18 protein-coding genes and 1 tRNA gene are annotated in these 15,842 nt (G+C 64.7%); 3 read left to right on the top strand and 16 right to left on the bottom strand.

All coding sequences use genetic code 11. The features are described 5' to 3' along the window. Positions 1 to 907, top strand: a 907-nt coding sequence (locus DYI24_RS08525; RefSeq protein ID WP_164571981.1) for an undecaprenyl-phosphate glucose phosphotransferase, incomplete at its 5' end; no start/stop codon positions are given. Between the two features lie 160 nt (positions 908 to 1,067). Here the strand turns inward: DYI24_RS08525 and DYI24_RS08520 are convergent. Beyond that, entirely contained in the window at positions 1,068 to 1,853 is a 786-nt protein-coding gene (locus tag DYI24_RS08520; protein ID WP_164571980.1) for a DUF169 domain-containing protein, read from the bottom strand. A 39-nt stretch (positions 1,854 to 1,892) separates the two neighbouring features. Further along, the gene (locus DYI24_RS08515; RefSeq protein ID WP_164571979.1) at positions 1,893 to 2,861 is read right to left on the bottom strand and encodes an SDR family NAD(P)-dependent oxidoreductase; all 969 of its coding nucleotides are present in this window, start codon (positions 2,859 to 2,861) and stop codon (positions 1,893 to 1,895) included. A 223-nt stretch (positions 2,862 to 3,084) separates the two neighbouring features. On the opposite strand from DYI24_RS08515, the gene DYI24_RS08510 reads away from it, so the two are divergent. Then, a complete protein-coding gene (locus tag DYI24_RS08510) occupies positions 3,085 to 3,402 on the top strand; it encodes a hypothetical protein (protein ID WP_107346601.1) in 318 nt (105 codons plus the stop codon). 116 nt (positions 3,403 to 3,518) lie between these two features. Here the strand turns inward: DYI24_RS08510 and DYI24_RS08505 are convergent, their stop codons facing one another. The 10 genes from DYI24_RS08505 to DYI24_RS08460 all read right to left on the bottom strand — a co-directional run bounded on the left by DYI24_RS08505 (position 3,519) and on the right by DYI24_RS08460 (position 12,139). Beyond that, a complete protein-coding gene (locus tag DYI24_RS08505; RefSeq protein WP_107344671.1) occupies positions 3,519 to 3,956 on the bottom strand; it encodes a hypothetical protein in 438 nt (145 codons plus the stop codon). A gap of 160 nt (positions 3,957 to 4,116) precedes the next feature. Next, positions 4,117 to 6,411, bottom strand: coding sequence for a TonB-dependent receptor (locus tag DYI24_RS08500; RefSeq protein ID WP_164571978.1), 2,295 nt, complete (start codon positions 6,409 to 6,411; stop codon positions 4,117 to 4,119). Positions 6,412 to 6,728: 317 nt separating this feature from the next. Then, positions 6,729 to 6,956, bottom strand: coding sequence for a hypothetical protein (locus tag DYI24_RS08495; protein WP_107344669.1), 228 nt, complete (start codon positions 6,954 to 6,956; stop codon positions 6,729 to 6,731). Between the two features lie 148 nt (positions 6,957 to 7,104). Further along, positions 7,105 to 7,182: transfer RNA gene (locus DYI24_RS08490), tRNA-Pro, on the bottom strand. Between the two features lie 335 nt (positions 7,183 to 7,517). Next, positions 7,518 to 8,237: a MerR family transcriptional regulator gene (locus tag DYI24_RS08485; RefSeq protein ID WP_164571977.1), complete on the bottom strand. Its 720-nt coding sequence runs from the start codon at positions 8,235 to 8,237 to the stop codon at positions 7,518 to 7,520. Positions 8,238 to 8,251: 14 nt separating this feature from the next. Continuing rightward, positions 8,252 to 8,608, bottom strand: coding sequence for an integration host factor subunit alpha (locus DYI24_RS08480; RefSeq protein ID WP_164571976.1), 357 nt, complete (start codon positions 8,606 to 8,608; stop codon positions 8,252 to 8,254). A gap of 134 nt (positions 8,609 to 8,742) precedes the next feature. Beyond that, complete coding sequence (locus tag DYI24_RS08475) at positions 8,743 to 9,720, bottom strand: beta-ketoacyl-ACP synthase III (protein ID WP_107344666.1); 978 nt, start codon at positions 9,718 to 9,720, stop codon at positions 8,743 to 8,745. Beyond that, a complete protein-coding gene (gene plsX / locus DYI24_RS08470; protein WP_107355801.1) occupies positions 9,717 to 10,778 on the bottom strand; it encodes a phosphate acyltransferase PlsX in 1,062 nt (353 codons plus the stop codon). The genes DYI24_RS08475 and plsX overlap by 4 nt, the downstream gene beginning before the upstream one ends. A 240-nt stretch (positions 10,779 to 11,018) precedes the next feature. Further along, complete coding sequence (locus DYI24_RS08465; RefSeq protein ID WP_164571975.1) at positions 11,019 to 11,585, bottom strand: YceD family protein; 567 nt, start codon at positions 11,583 to 11,585, stop codon at positions 11,019 to 11,021. Positions 11,586 to 11,602: 17 nt separating this feature from the next. Continuing rightward, positions 11,603 to 12,139, bottom strand: coding sequence for a ubiquinol-cytochrome C chaperone family protein (locus DYI24_RS08460; RefSeq protein WP_164571974.1), 537 nt, complete (start codon positions 12,137 to 12,139; stop codon positions 11,603 to 11,605). A gap of 108 nt (positions 12,140 to 12,247) precedes the next feature. Between DYI24_RS08460 and DYI24_RS08455 the strand changes: the two genes are divergently transcribed. Beyond that, positions 12,248 to 12,733 (top strand): outer membrane protein assembly factor BamE, encoded by a 486-nt coding sequence (locus DYI24_RS08455; protein ID WP_107344662.1) that lies wholly within the window; start codon positions 12,248 to 12,250, stop codon positions 12,731 to 12,733. An 83-nt stretch (positions 12,734 to 12,816) separates the two neighbouring features. Here DYI24_RS08455 and DYI24_RS08450 read toward each other — a convergent pair whose 3' ends face one another. The 4 genes from DYI24_RS08450 to DYI24_RS08440 form a co-directional block, all read right to left on the bottom strand. Further along, the gene (locus DYI24_RS08450) at positions 12,817 to 13,680 is read right to left on the bottom strand and encodes an alpha/beta fold hydrolase (RefSeq protein WP_164571973.1); all 864 of its coding nucleotides are present in this window, start codon (positions 13,678 to 13,680) and stop codon (positions 12,817 to 12,819) included. 35 nt (positions 13,681 to 13,715) lie between these two features. Further along, on the bottom strand, positions 13,716 to 13,874 hold the full coding sequence (locus DYI24_RS28025; RefSeq protein WP_205523436.1) for a hypothetical protein: 159 nt from the start codon (positions 13,872 to 13,874) through the stop codon (positions 13,716 to 13,718). A 267-nt stretch (positions 13,875 to 14,141) separates the two neighbouring features. Then, positions 14,142 to 14,384, bottom strand: coding sequence for a DUF2171 domain-containing protein (locus DYI24_RS08445; protein ID WP_199852141.1), 243 nt, complete (start codon positions 14,382 to 14,384; stop codon positions 14,142 to 14,144). 161 nt (positions 14,385 to 14,545) lie between these two features. Continuing rightward, a partial coding sequence (locus DYI24_RS08440; protein ID WP_164571972.1) for a sodium/proton-translocating pyrophosphatase occupies positions 14,546 to 15,842 on the bottom strand: 1,297 nt, incomplete at its 5' end.

The following is a 15,842-nucleotide window of genomic DNA, read 5'->3' as shown; positions in this document are numbered from 1 at the left end:
CCTCGGCGTGTTCGACGCTCGCAACGGCGCACGTTCGCAGTCCACCTGCGCCGGCGTGCCGAAGCTCGGCAAGGTCGACGACATTCCGGAATTCGCCCGCCGCACTCGCGTCGATCTCGTGCTGTTCGCGCTGCCGATCTCGGCCGAGACCCGCATCCTCGACATGCTGAAGAAGCTGTGGGTGCTGCCGGTCGACATCCGGCTGTCGGCGCACACCAACAAGCTTCGGTTCCGGCCGCGCGCTTATTCCTATCTCGGCAAAGTGCCGACGCTCGACGTGTTCGAAGCCCCGATCACCGATTGGGATCAGGTGATGAAGCAGGTGTTCGACCGCGTGGTCGGCGGCTTCATCCTGCTGCTTGCGGCGCCGGTGATGGCGCTGGTGGCGCTGGCGATCAAGCTCGACAGTCCGGGTCCGGTGCTGTTCCGCCAGAAGCGGTTCGGCTTCAACAACGAGCGGATCGACGTGCTCAAGTTCCGGTCGATGTATCACCATCAGGCCGACCCGACGGCGTCCAAGGTGGTCACCCGCAACGATCCGCGCGTCACCCGCGTCGGCCGTTTCATCCGCCGCACCAGCCTCGACGAGCTGCCGCAGCTGATCAATGTGGTGTTCAAGGGCAACCTGTCGCTGGTCGGCCCTCGCCCGCATGCGGTGCAAGGCAAGCTGCAGAGCCGGCTGTTCGACGAAGCCGTCGACGGCTACTTCGCACGCCACCGTGTCAAGCCGGGCATCACCGGCTGGGCCCAGATCAACGGCTGGCGCGGCGAGATCGACAACGAAGAGAAGATCCAGAAGCGCGTCGAGTTCGACCTGTATTACATCGAAAACTGGTCGGTGCTGTTCGACCTCTACATCCTGCTGAGAACGCCGTGGGCGCTGCTCAAGGGCGAGAACGCGTACTGAGGCGCTCGTTTCACGCACACTCCCCACACCGTCATTCCGGGGCGCCGCGCAGCGGCGAACCCGGAATCCGGAAGGTTGTTGAAACGTCGTGCCTCACCACGTCGAGATTCCGGGTTCGCGAGCTTCCGCTCGCGCCCCGGAATGACGAGTCGAGAGTTTGCTACTTATTCCCGTACGACACGCCCATCCCGGCCCGGACATCGGCCTGGATGCCGTATGGTGCGATCGGGTAACGCAGGCCGTTCTTGGCGAGCTGCTTCATGCCGTCGATCGCCTTGGCAAGATGCGCTGGGCTCAGCGCCATCAGCATCTCTTCGTCCGGCACACCGCCATAGCGGCGCTCGGCGAAACACGGCAGCGACAGGCTCGGCTCGCCGGTCTTCAACGCCCTGCCCCAGGAATCGGCGCAGGCGGTTTCGCCGACCACGCTCCACTCGAACTTCTTGTAGCCGGCATATTGCAATCCGTTGATCAGGATGATCATCTGACCTGGCGTCGCATAGACGAGGCAGATGTCCGGCGGATCGAGCCGGCCGCTCGCCAGCGGCGACACCGCCATCGCCTGGTGATGGCCGAACGGCACCACGTCAAGCGCGTGCTGACGGGCGCTGGCGTCTTCCTGCGTCGCATGCCAGACGCCGACATAGGACCGCCCGGCGAGCCATTGCTCGTCCTGCGGCGCCAGACCGATCACGGCGCGGCACTGTTCGCCGACCAGATCGGCGGCGGTGATGCCCACGGTCCAGCCGAGACGCGACGCCATCGATACGATCTGGTCGGTGGTGTGGATCGCGTTCGGCCGGCGGATCTTCGGCACCGCCTCCATCTCGGCGACGGTTCGGAACAGCTTCATCCCGATCACCGTGGTCTTCAGCCGCAATAGCGCGTTGAGATCGGCGACCAGGCCGGCGAGATCGATGCGTTCCGGCGCGACGGCGGCATCCATGGCGGGCTCCCTTCGGTTTGTTATTGGTCTTGGTCGCGGTCAGCCGAGCCGCCAGCCGACTTCGGCCGCGAAGTTCTGATAGAACTCGACCTCGTAGGCGCGCTCCGGCATGGCGCGAACGCGAGCGTCGAGCGCATGAGCATCGTCGCCGACCAGGATGCGCCAATCACCGCGGCGCACGCCGTCGAGGATACTGCGCGCCGCCGCGGCGGCGCTGGTCGGCGCGTCTTCTTGGAAGCTCCGCGCCCGCTCCTTGGCGATCGCGCGAAGGTCGTCGTCGGAGGTCTGCGACAGATCAATCCCGGCCGCCGACAGGCGCTGGCGCATGCCGGCGACTTCGTCGGCGCTGAGTTCGTCGGAGCTGTCGCCAAGCTGGATCCGCCTGGAGTTGGTCATGATCGACGTGCCGATGTGGCCCGGCATCACCACCGAACAGCGGACATGCGGCGCATTCAGCCGGAGATCGCCGATCAGCGCTTCAGAAAATCCCTTCACGGCGAACTTCGCGGCGCTGTAGGCGGTGTGCGGCACCGTGGGGCCGAGCGAAGCCCAGAAGCCGTTGACGCTGGAAGTGTTGACGATATGACCGTGGTCGGCCGCGATCAGCATCGGCAGGAAAATGCGCGTGCCGAGATACACGCCGCCCCAGCAGATGTTGAAGGTGCGCTCCCACTGTTCGCGGGAATTGGCGATCATGCTGCCGCCGCCGCCGATGCCGGCGTTGTTGAACAACAGATGGATGCAGCCGGTGGCATGCTGGGCGGTGACCTCGTCGCGAAACCGCTGCATCTGCGCTTCGTCGGCAACGTCGACGACGTGGGTGGTGATCCTCACACCTTGGGGCAAGCCATCGGCCTCGCACAGCCGCCGCGTTTCATCCATCGCAGCTTGCGCAACGTCGCAGATCGCGACGTGGCAGCCTTCGGCGACGAGCTGGCGGGCGAGTTCACGGCCCATTCCCGCACCGCCGCCGGTGATCACGGCAATCCTGCCGGCGAAATCCCTCATGGTCGCGTCGTCCCTTCCCGATTTTTGATGCGCGCCGGTTCGAGCCGGAGCTGCAGGGCCGAGCTTAGCTGCAGGTCATCGCTTGCGCGAGTCCATCGCAAGGCATTGCAGCCGGCCTGCATTCGTCGTCAGGCGCGTCCCGGACAGCGCCGCGCTTTTGCGATTCGGTGAATTGCCCTAGTCTTGCAGGCAGATTCAGTCGATCCTTATGGAGTCCCCGATCATGCTGGCAGCCACCCTTCAGACCGCGGCGTTTCTGTTCCTGCTGCTGGTCGCGCTTCTGGTGTTTTCGGTGTTCGTCGCCTTCACGGCGCCGGCGCTGACCAAGTCGCCGAAGCCCGGCTTCACCACGGTGCTGATGTATTTCGCCGCCGAGCTCGCCGCGTTGATCGTGGCGATCTGGATCGTGGTCGAGGTGTCGTCGTTCGAACTGTTGCCGGTCTTGATCGCGCTGGCGATCGCCGCGGTGGTGTTCGCCCCACAGCTCGTCGCCAAGATCCCGCTGCCGGAGCCGGTCGCCGGCTTTCTCGGGCGCAAGTAATCCCGCTGCGGAGCCTACCCGCGCCGCGCGGCGGGTCAGGCCAAGCAGAGCTCGCCACGATGCTGGAAAACCGCCCTCCGGGGCGGTTTTCGTTTCTTGGGGGATGAACGCTAGCTTTAGTGGGCGTGCGCGCGGCGTATCCGGGCGATCGCGCCGGCGGTGATCTGCATCGTCACGCCGGCGAGCCAGCCGATCAAAATCAGCCAGCTCCAGACCGAATGCAGGTTGAGCCGCAGCACCACGGCGCTGACGGACGCGAACGCCGCGAGCGTCGCCAGAAACGTCCCGAATGCGCTGAGAAACTCCGCGGCGTCGATCTTGCCGCTGGCGCGGCTGTCCTCGTCGGCGCCGTGGAACGGCAGCGGCGGAATGTCGATGCCGAGATAAAACCCGATCGCGCCGAGTGCGATCATCCCCAGCAGGAAGCCGATCGTGGTCAAGGCCGCGAAGCTGGTGCCGACATGAGCGCCGACGAAGGTGCCGCACGCCGCGCCGGCCAGCGCCAGCCCGGTCCGTTCGAGAAAATGGGCGGCCTTCCGTACACGCAGTCGCATCGTCGAATCCTCGCTTGTCGCGATGCAACGACGTTATGACATTTCAATGAACCGCGGAAGGATGTGGGTTGCCGGTAACCTGAGGCCGTCGCGGTCAGATCGTCGCGGCACGCTGCAGCCGTCCCGCGCAGCCAAAGTATCGCGGGACGGCCCTGGTCGATCAGAAGTTGAACGTCGTCGACAACAAGTAGGTCCGTGGCGCGCCGAGCCCGATCGCGGTACCGCTATAAGACGACGCGTAGTAGGCCACGTTTTCCACGTTCTCGATCGCTGCCCGCACCACGATTGGCTTGCCGTTCCACGGCGACAGGAAGGTGTACCGGGCTCCGAGATCGAACCGCGTCCACGATGGCAGCACCTGGGTGTTGGCGGCGTTGGCATAGGTCCAGCCTGTGTGGATCACACGGCCCGTCAACGTCAGGCCGTCGACGCCCGGCACGTCGACCTCGGCGCCGAGATTGACGTTGACCCGCGCAACGCCCGGCGCACGATTGCCGTCGTTGAGACCTCTGTCGGTCTTTTCCAGCACGCCGTCGATAAACGTGGCGCCGCCGAGCAGCCGCAGGCCCGGCGCCATTTCACCGAACACGTTGAGCTCGGCGCCACGGTTGCGCTGCTCCCCGTTGGCCGACAGCGTCAACACGCCGTTCGCACTCGACGCGATCGCGCTCGGCTGCTTGATCTCGAACAGGCTGCCGGTGACGCTGATCTTGCCGAAGTCGACCTTCACGCCGGTCTCGACCTGTTTGGTCTGGAACGGCGGAAACACCTGGCCGACATTGTCATAGCCGATCCCCACGGTCGTGCCCGGCTGCAGCCCTTCGATGTAGTTGGCATACAGCGTCACGTTCGACAGCGGCCGGATCAGCAGCGCATAGGCCGGGCTCCAGGCGGCACCGTCCTGCCCGGTGGTGACGCCGGTGAGCAGATCGGTCGAGCTGTTGCTGACGTGCTGACGGCGGACGCCGACCACGGCCTGAACGCCGCCGTTCAGGATCGACATCGTATCCGCGGCCCCGACGCTCCACTGCTTCAGGCTGACAGAGTTGCTGCTCGGGATCGAGAACAACGGTTCGGGGATCGCTTTGTAGTTGTAGATGTTCGATCCGACGAGACTGTTTGCGCCCAGATAGGAGCTTTCGCTGGGACGATCGAACACCCCGTAGTTCACCACGAATTTGTGGTTGATCGGCCCGGTGTCGGCCTCGCCGCGTAGCCCGACTTCACCGGTCTTGGCCGTGAACGTCTGCTCGCCGGCGAACGGGCGCGAGCCATAGTCGCCCGCCTGGTTGATGATGGTCGGCGACAGGAATTTGAAATCGATCTTGGCCTGATGATAGCCGGCCGCACCGTACACCGTCAGCCCGGGCGTAACGTCGACTTCGGCCTTCACCGTGGCGAAGGTGTCCTTTGGCTTCCAGTAGGCCCAGTCCGGAATCGCGTTGGAGTTGGCCGCGGGCGCGGGCGGCAGCGGCACAACGCTCGACTGGAAACTGAAGAACCGGATCGGCGGATTCAGGTTGTTGGCCTGATAACCGACATCGGCCGAGACCCGGACGTTTTCGCCGCGATAATCCAGGCCCAGCACGGCGTTGCCGAATTCGCTGCTCTGCCGGTCGAACGGCGTCTTGCCGTCGCTGTAGCTGCCATTGAAGCGGACGCCCCACTCCTTGTGCTCGCCATAGCGCCGCGCGACATCGGCCTGCAGGCCGAATTGCGAGCGCGACGCGTAGGTCGCGGTGAGCTGGGTGATGTCGTAATCCGGCGCCTTCTTGGTGACGAGATTGATGCTGCCGCCGACCGCGCCGAGCGGCGAGATGCCGGTGAGCAGTGCGGTCGGGCCTTTCAGGATCTCGACCCGTTCGATGAAATTGGCGCCGACGCTCCAGAACGGTGCCATGCCGTACATGCCGTTGAGCGCCAGATCGCCGACGTCGTAGTAGAATCCGCGGATGAAATAGCCGTCCTGTCCGCCGCCGGCGGACGTCACCGCCCGCACCGAGGGATCGTTGGCGACGACGTCGCGGATCGTGCGCGCCTGCTGATCCTGCATCAGCTTGGCAGTGTAGTTGGTCTGGCTGAACGGCGTGTCGAGCAGGCTGCGATTGCCGAGGAAACCGACCTGCCCACCACTCGCGACCTGGCCGCCCGCGTAGCTGGCCGGCAGCGCGCCGAGCGTGCCGGTCGATGGCGTCACGTAAGGCACAGGCGCGACCGGCGCAGGTGGCCGCGCCTCCCGGCGAGCGGCAACGCGTCGCGTGGTGCCGGCGCGCGTGCTGGCGACCGGACGCGCGGTGCGCGCCCGCTCGGCGCGCGGCGCATCGACGGTGACGGCCGGCAGATTGGATTGCGCGTGTGCATCTTGCGGAATTTGAATCGTCAGCGCGACCGCGCCGACCGTGCAGAGCAGAAGAGTTCGCCCTGTCGCTTTTGTTGTTGTTTGAAACATGCCCATGCCCCGATGTTGCTGGGAGGCCCAGCGCCATCGCTGCTGTAATCGAGCATGTCCGTCCGGACACGAGGTCGCAGCATAGAATACCTCAAACCGGCCGCGCGACGCGGACCAACGGAGGCAATCAAAAAGTGATTAGTTAATGGAGGGTTCTTTAACGCCCGTCAGTAATTAGCTGATGCACGAAGCTTGTGAGCAAGCCCATCGAAGCAAGCCCGAGATGCGACAAACTGTCATGTCAGACTGTCTTTTGATCGATTCTGAGAACTGTTACTTCGGAGCGAGTAATACTCACGACATCGCCCGGCGATTGCGCCAACCTAGCTATTCGCAGTCCTCTTATCCGGCGCCGGATGACTTGGCAGATCATCGTGGGGGTGGTGATGGACGGCGGCTGTGACGTCGGTGAGACCGTCACCAGCCGTCCCATCGATCATGGTCTGCCCGAATTCGATCGTGCGCATACCGGCGCCGCCATCGTCCCCGTCCCGCTCCAGCAGCCGCCAAGGGATGAAGGCATTCTTCACCGATTGCCAGAACGACGACATGTCGTGCGCCCTCTAAAGCTCGTCTCGATAAGGACTGTTGGACCTGGCGGCCGCGACCCGCCTAAGTTCTATGGCTGGATCTGAGGCAGAATAACGCGCGCCCGAACTCGCGCCGCACTCGATGAACAAAATACCGAAGGCCGATGAATGGTCGGAGCGAAAGGATTTGAACCTTCGACCCCTAGTCTCCCAGACTAGTGCGCTAACCGGGCTGCGCCACGCTCCGATGCCGTTTCGGCCCTGATGCTGTAGCGGCGATCGCGCGTTCGCGCAAGCTGCGGAGGATCAATTCGGCGACGTGTTCGCCGAAGAATACGGGCCGGATCTGGCGATCCGGTCCGCCCGCGACCTCAGGCACCGCCGGCCGTTTCCGTCCTCCCACGGTCTCCATACTCTAGTGCCCGAGCGCGCTTGCCAGGCATCGGTCAGTCGAAGGTTCTCAAATGCTTGCAGACCAGAGCAATCGTGAATGACGGGCCAAGCCTGAACATCGCTAACTTGAAGCTTTGCTGAACCTTAGGCCCGATTCTTGAGGTTGTTGCTCAAGATCTTCGCCTGTCCTCAGCCGTCCTTGATCGCGGCGTCGAGCAGTTCGCGGCAGGCGATCAGGTCGGTCAGTGCGGCGCGAAGCGGACCAAGATCGACCGGTGGCGGAGCCGGCGGCGCCTTGGCGGCGGGGAACTCCAGCGGCGGCAGATCGAACCGCGGCGCGCGGCCGGGAGCCGCTATGACGGCAGCCGGCTCGACGGCGAAATCGTCGTCGTGGTCCTCGTCCTCGTGATCGTCGAACCGCGGTGCGTGGCGCGACTCGGCCTCGACGTGGCGTCGCGGCGCGGGTGCTGCGCGCCGATCCGGCTCGGCCATCGTGGCGTGCAGGTCGAGCCCTTCGTCCTCGCCATCGTAGTCGTCGTCATCGGCGTCGATACCGCCGGGGACGGGCTCGAACTCTTCTTCCTCGGCGACGGTCCGGGTGATCGCCGCCTCGACCGCGCCAAAGCTGGCGTGGACCTCGGCGTCGGCCAGCCGCTGCACCGATTTGATGCCGTGCTCTTTCAGGATCCGCTGCACACCGCGGATGGTGTAGCCCTCGCCGTACAGCAGACGGCGGATGCCTTTGAGCAGATCGACGTCGTCGGGCCGGTAGTAGCGCCGCCCGCCCGACCGCTTCATCGGCTTGATCTGGGTGAACCGTGTTTCCCAGAACCGCAGCACGTGCTGTGGAATGTCGAGCTCGGCTGCGACCTCGCTGATGGTGCGGAATGCGTCGGGTGCCTTGTCCAAAGGCCAGCTCCCCGTCAGCTGCCGGATGCGGTTGCGGCTGCGTTTTCTTCAGACTCGTCGTCGGTTGCCGGCACGGCACCATTGGCGTTGATGCGCTGCTTCAGGATCGCCGATGGCTTGAACACCATCACCCGGCGCGGCGAGATCGGCACTTCGGTGCCGGTCTTCGGGTTGCGCCCGATGCGTTGCCCCTTCTGCCGGACCAGGAACGACCCGAACGACGACAGCTTCACCGTCTCGCCCCGCTCGAGGCAGTCGGTGATCTCTTTCAACACCAGTTCGACGAATGCCGACGACTCGGTGCGCGACAGGCCGACCTTCTGATAGACCGCCTCGCATAGATCGACACGTGTGACTGTTCGTCCGGCCATCGCCTGCCCCACCTCACGGCGAAAGAAAAAATCCGCGCTGAAATTAAGAGGTTAACTATCGGCGGTCAACTCCACCGCGTCTCAAAGTTAGCACCGAACGCCATGGAAATGCTGCTAAAATTTTACGCGCACAACTACCAGCGGAGCAGCGCGGCGCCCCAGGTGAAGCCGCCGCCCATCGCTTCGAGCAGAACGAGGTGGCCCTTCTGGATGCGGCCATCAGCGACCGCAGTGCACAACGCCAGCGGAATCGAGGCCGCCGAGGTATTGCCGTGGCGGTCGACCGTCATCACCACCTTCTCCGGCGCGATATGCAGCTTCTGCGCCGAGGCGTCGATGATCCGCTTGTTGGCCTGATGCGGCACGAACCAGTCGACATTGTCGGCGCTGGTGCCGGAGGCGTTGAAGGCGTCGACGATCACCCCGGTGATCATGCCGACCGCGTGCTTGAACACCTCGCGCCCTTCCATCCGCAGATGGCCGACGGTCTGGGTGCTCGACGGGCCGCCGTCGACGTACAATTTGTGTTTGTGACGGCCGTCCGAACGCAGATGTGTGGTCAGCACGCCGCGGTCGGCCGACGTGCCCCAGCCCTCCTGCGCCTCGAGCACGATCGCGCCGGCGCCGTCGCCGAACAGCACGCAGGTGCCGCGATCATTCCAGTCGAGGATGCGGGAGAAGGTCTCGGCGCCGATCACCAGGGCCCGCTTGGCCGAGCCGGCGCGCAGGTAATTGTCCGCAGTGGCGACCGCGAACACGAAGCCGGAGCACACTGCCTGCAGGTCGAAGGCGACGCCGTGGGTCATGCCGAGCGCGGCCTGAACCTGCACCGCGGTCGCCGGGAAGGTGTGGTCGGGGGTCGAGGTCGCCAGCACGATCAGGTCGATCTGATCGGCGGTCAGGCCCGCATTGTCGAGCGCCGCCTGGGCGGCTTTGGTGGCCAGATGTGAGGTGAATTCGCCGTCGGCGGCGATGTGGCGTTCGCGGATTCCGGTGCGCTGGACGATCCATTCGTCCGAGGTGTCGACCGTCCGGGCCAGTTCTTCGTTGGTGAGGACCCGCTCCGGCAAGTAAGCGCCGCAGCCCAGTACGACCGAACGAATCACCGTCACGAGACAACCTCCTGAGCGCTCGGCGTCGCGACCAACGCGCCGGCATCACGATTGAGCGTTTGATTGATCTTGGTCAGGAGATCGTAGCGGACCATGTCATAGCCAACATCGACCGCGTAGGCAAAGCCCTCGGCATTGGTTCCACCGTGGCTCTTGACCACGATTCCGTTAAGCCCGAGGAAAACGCCGCCGTTGGACTTGTTGGGGTCCATCTTGTCTTTGAGCGCCTTGAAGGCGTCGCGCGCGAACAGATAGCCGATCTTCGACCGCCAGGTCCGGGACATTGCGGCGCGCAAATATTCCGCGAGCTGGCGGGCAGTGCCCTCCGCGGCCTTCAGCGCTATATTGCCGGCGAAGCCCTCCGACACGATGACGTCGGCGGCGCCCTTGCCGATGCCGTCGCCCTCAACGAAGCCGATGAAATCAAAGCGCTGCGAATTCATCGCGCGCAGCAGCTCGGCCGCTTCGCGGATCTCCTCGCCACCTTTGATCTCCTCGACGCCGATGTTGAGCAGGCCGACGGTCGGACGCTCCAGGTCGAACAGCACGCTGGCCATCGCCGCGCCCATGATCGCGAGCGCCTTCAGGTGCTGCGCGTCGCCGCCGATCGAGGCGCCGAGATCGAGCACCACCGAATCGCCCCGCATCGTCGGCCAGGTGGCGGCGATCGCCGGACGGTCGATGCCGGGCAGCGTGCGCAGGCAGAACCGCGCCATCGCCATCAGCGCGCCGGTGTTGCCGGCCGAGACCGTGACGTCAGCCTCGGTCTTCTTCACCGCGTCGATCGCCTGCCACATCGACGATTTGTAGCGACCGCGGCGCAGCGCCACGCTCGGCTTGTCGTGCATCGCCACAGCGACATCCGTGTGAATGACACGCGAGGCTTTGCGCAGCGCTGGATGCGCGGCCAGCTCTTTCTCGATCAGCTTGGCGTCGCCGTAGAGCAGGAATTCAACGTCCGGATGCCGGCCGAGTGAGATCGCCGCGCCGGGTATCACGACGGAGGGGCCGAAATCGCCCCCCATTGCGTCGAGCGCGATTCGAACTTTTTGAGGCATGGGCGTTCCGGAAGCCTGATCGCCTGCGACCTTGTGCGCTTGGCCGTGGACTCAAAAAAAGCCCCGTCGGGGCGGTGAAAAGCGTGCAGCGCTGCACACCGATTTGGCCGGACAATAGCCATTCTCCGCCCCGATACAACATCTTGATCGGGCAGATTTAAGTCGCATTTCGTAGCGTGTGCGCATGATTTTCGGCTGCGAACAGGCGGCGTCTGCGGCGGCTGGGCGAATGCTGTCCGCTCAGCCCTTTTTCGGCTTGCGCGGGCTTTCGGCGCCGGTCGGCTGTTGCAGCGCTTTCAACGCCGCGAACGGGTTCATGTCGGGATCGTCGCGGTCGACGACCGGCTCGAACACCGCGTCCGGTTTGCGCGGATAAGGATCGAGTCCGAGATACAGCGCATCGGTGGCGACGCGGCCGATATCGATGATGCCGCGTTCGATCGCCTCCGGCGGATCGCTTGGATCGGGCTCGCCCTCCTCGTCGACCGTGTCGGACAGCTCGCGAATCTGCTCCGGCGGCAGGAAGGTGAGATCGACGCTCTCGTCGATGACATTGTCGACCGGATCGAGCGTCACCACGCAGGTCTGCGTCACCTTGGCGCGCACCCGTCCGGTGAGATGGACGCGGCCGTCAGTGAACGGCTTCAGATCAAATGACGCGGTGGCCTCCGCGACCCCGCGCAGATCACCGAGCGCGCTGATCGCCTCCCGCTCCGCAGCGCTCGCAACGAAGTCGCGGTGCAGCCCCGTTTCGGGAATCTGCAGCACCACCACCGGCACGCTCCACGGGTTGTCTTCGCTCGCCATCGTCGAAAGTCCTCGTCTTAAGCGGTCGGCTGCGGGAACGGCAGGTCGCCGCTGCGCAGCTTGGCCGGCGGCACCGCGTCGAGCGCGTCGATCACCTGCCCGACATAGACTGCCAGCTTGCGCGCGTTCTCAATGTCGGCACCGTCGAGAACGTTCCGGTTCAGCGCCAGCTCGAGGTCCTCGCGGCCTTCCGTCAGCGCCAGATCATAAGCCGCCGAGCGGCCGTAGAACGCTTCGCCGAACGCCTGCATCCGCTTCGGCACCGACAGATCGCCGACGCCAAGCTCGCGCAGGTTGGCGTCGAGGTCGCTGCAGAAATAGTCGAACAGCGCCTGGGCGAAGGTCGATGCGTCCTGGATGCTGCGAATCCGCCGCAGCACCAGCCACAGATGGACCACCAGCATCTCGAATCGGCCGTTGACGGTGTCGGCGACGCCGAATTGCTGGTAAAAGACCGGCAGGCGCGACTGCGCCACGATCGTGCCATAGATCGCTTCAATGGTGCCGCGCGGCGGCGTCCGGGGCGGACGGAGCAGATTGAACGGCCAAATCATTGCGGGTTCCAGGTCCGGGCCCGTACGGGCCTTTCGGGATTGCTTTCCGAGTTCCTGCCCGGTACGTCAACGCCCTGCGCGATGCAAGGGGATGAGGCCAACTCCCGAATGAGTATTTCGATCGATCGACGCGGGCGCGCCAACGCGCTGCGAAGCCGTTTTTCGCTGCCGCGCAACCTCGGCCTGGCCGTGGCGCTGACGCTGGTCGGCGCCGGTATGGGTGCCTGCACGTCAGAGCAATTCCAGAAGGGCTACATTCTGCCCAATGGCGCGCTGGAGCAGATTCCGATCGGCGCCAGCCAGGATCAAGTGCTGCTGGTGATGGGGACGCCGTCGACGGTGGCGACCCTGGACGGCGAGGTGTTCTACTACATCTCGCAGCGCACCGAGCGTGCGGTGGCGTTCATGCCGCAGAAGGTGATCGACCAGCGCGTGATCGCGATCTATTTCGACAAGAACCGCCAGGTCCGCCGTATCGCCAATTACGGCCTGCAGGACGGCAAGATCTTCGACTTCATCAGCCGCACCACGCCGACCTCCGGTCAGGAGATGAGCTATCTGGCGCCGCTGTTCCGGTTGATCAGCTTCCGCTGAGGCGGAGGCAGATCAGCGCAATGGTGTTGATGGGTAGGATGGGTTGAGCGCAAGCGAAACCCATCTCAGAAGCGCCGTCCCGGCTACGCCAGCCCCTTCCCCCGCGCCCACTCCGCAATCGTCGCGTTGACTTCATCGGGTGCGTCCTGCTGCACCCAATGCGACGCGCGCGGCAGCTTGTGCAGGGTGAAGTCCTCGACGAACTGCTCGTTGCCTTCGGTCAGCGCGATGTCGAGCGCGAGATCGTCCTTGCCCCAAATCATCAGCGTCGGCACGGTGATCACCGGATTGCTGCCGGCGCCGCCGGCAAGGCCGGAGAAATTGGCCCGATAGTAATTCAGCATCGCGGTGGCCGCGCCCGGCTGCAGCATGTTGCGGCGATAGATCTCGAGTTGTTCGGCCGGGATCTTGTGGCTGTGGCTCTTGAACATCTTGACCAGCGGCGCGCCGCCTTTGCGGGTCAGCAGCCATTCCGGCAGCAACGGCAATTGGAAGAACGCGACGTACCAGGAGCGGCGGCGCTGCGCCCAGCCGCGGGCGAGCTCACGCGCGAACGCATCCGGATGCGGCGCGTTGAGGATGATCAGCCCGTCGAGATGCACCTTGCCGCGCAGCGCGGTCTGCCAGGCGATCACGCCGCCCCAGTCGTGGCCGATCAGAATGCGGCGCTTGCCGCCAAGCGCGGCGAACAGCGCCGCGACGTCGTCGGTCAGATGCTCGATCGAGTATGCCGCCTTACCCTCGGGCCGCGACGTGCCGCCATAGCCGCGCAGATCCGGCGCCACTACTCGCCAGCCGAGCTCAGCCAGGAACGGGATCTGCCGATACCAGGATTGCCGCGCCTCGGGAAATCCATGCAACAAGAGCGCGACGGTGTCGCCCTGCCCCGCGGTGTCGGCCGCGAAGCGCAGTCCGTTGGCTTCCAGCGCCGCCGTCTCGACCACCATCCTTAAGTCCCTGCCCTGTGATGGCCGATCCTACACTAGGATTTGTCCTTGTTGATTTTCTTTATCTTGGCGTCGGTCGTCTCGATCGAACTCACCAGCTCGAGAATCGCCTTTGACAGCAATTCGATCGCCTCCTTCTGATCCTGCGACTTGGCCGCGCGCAGCGCGTAGTTCTTGGCGGATGACAGCGACATGGGATCATTCCTTTGCAGCCAGTTGGTGACGTGTCCCGTCACTATCACGCGGAAGGAAAGGTCGCAGCCCCAATGCATTGATCCTCATCCTGAGGAGCCTCGGCGCAGCCGGGGCATCTCGAAGGATGGCCATAGGCGCGGGCAGCGCCGCGACCGTAGCATCATGGTTCGCGATGCTGCTCACCATGGGGTTTCGCTAGGCGCAAGAAAGAGGTCCCGTGGCAATCGCCGCGGAGCCCGTTGCGTCAACTGCTCGAAGGCGACTAACTACTTCTCTTCTTCCATCGACACCGCGACGGCGGCGTTGGCGGACAGCCGCACCTTGTTGCCTTCAACTTCGGCGACCAAGCCGCCGTCGATGAAGTGGTGGTGACCCTTGTGATGGCCCTCGCCGCTGTCCTTCTTGGTCAGCTTGATGCGATTGCCGTCGACACGATCGACGGTGCCGACATGCACGCCGTCGGCGCCGATGACTTCCATATGTTCCTTGATACCGCTCACACCGCTCATGTCGTGATCCTTCCGCAAGATGGGAACGGGTAACGCAGCGAGTTCCGATAGGTTCAATCGGAAGACGGGTGAGCTCGGGAGCGCTCTGCGATAGCGGCCTCAAAGCAAAAGCCCCGCGGCTTTCGCCGCGGGGCTTTGTGTTGGACCAACCGGTCTTGCGCTTAGTGCGCCAGGATCGCCAGCAGCAGCAGGGCGACGATGTTGGTGATCTTGATCATCGGGTTCACGGCCGGGCCCGCGGTGTCCTTGTAGGGATCGCCGACGGTGTCGCCGGTCACCGCGGCCTTATGGGCGTCGGAGCCCTTGCCGCCGAAGTGGCCGTCCTCGATGTACTTCTTGGCGTTATCCCAGGCGCCGCCGCCCGAGGTCATCGAGATCGCGACGAACAGACCGGTGACGATGACGCCGAGCAGCATCGCGCCGACCGCCGAGAACGCCGCCGACTTGCCGGCCGCACCGCCACCCGCGATCGCATAGATCGCGAAGTAGACGAAGATCGGCGACAGCACCGGCAGCAGCGACGGGATGATCATTTCCTTGATCGCCGCCTTGGTCAGCAGGTCGACCGCCTTGCCGTAGTCCGGCTTGTCGGTGCCCTTCATGATGCCGGGCTTTTCGCGGAACTGGCGACGCACTTCCTCGACGATCGCGCCGGCGGCGCGGCCGACCGCGGTCATGCCCATCGCGCCGAACAGGTACGGCCGCAGGCCGCCGAACAGCAGGCCGACCACGACGTAGGGGTTGTTCAGCGAGAAGTCCGGGGCGACGCCGACGAAGTACGGCGACTTCTGCGCAATGAAGAACTTGAGGTCTTCATTGTAGGCCGCGAACAGCACCAGCGCGCCGAGACCGGCCGAGCCGATCGCGTAGCCCTTGGTGACCGCCTTGGTGGTGTTGCCGACGGCGTCGAGCGCGTCGGTCGACTTGCGCACTTCCTTCGGCAGGCCGGCCATTTCGGCGATGCCGCCGGCGTTGTCGGTGACCGGACCGAAGGCGTCGAGCGCGACGATCATGCCGGCCAGCGCCAGCATGGTGGTGGTGGCGATCGCGATGCCGAAAAGGCCGGCAAGGCTGTAGGTGATCAGGATGCCGGCGATGATCACGATCGCGGGCAGCGCGGTCGCTTCCATCGAGATGGCGAGACCCTGGATCACGTTGGTGCCGTGGCCGGTGACCGAGGCCTGGGCGATCGACTTCACCGGGCGGAAGTCAGTGCCGGTGTAGTATTCGGTGATCCAGATGATCAGGCCGGTGACGGCGAGGCCGACGATGCCGCATTCGAACAGCGCCAGACCCGTGTAGGACACGCCGGGCAGCGGGCCGAAGCCGATCAACTGGTGGATGACGACGCCGACGCCGATCAGCGACAGTACGCCGGTGGCGATCAGGCCCTTGTACAGCGCGCCCATGATCGACTGGGAAGCGCCAAGCTTGACGAAGAAGGTGCCGACGCTCGCG

This window comes from Rhodopseudomonas sp. BR0C11 (assembly GCF_010820945.1).
GTDB classification, from domain to species: domain Bacteria; phylum Pseudomonadota; class Alphaproteobacteria; order Rhizobiales; family Xanthobacteraceae; genus Rhodopseudomonas; species Rhodopseudomonas palustris_H.
The sequence above is the reverse complement of the archived record's forward strand: the minus strand, read 5'-3'. Positions and strand labels throughout refer to the sequence as shown.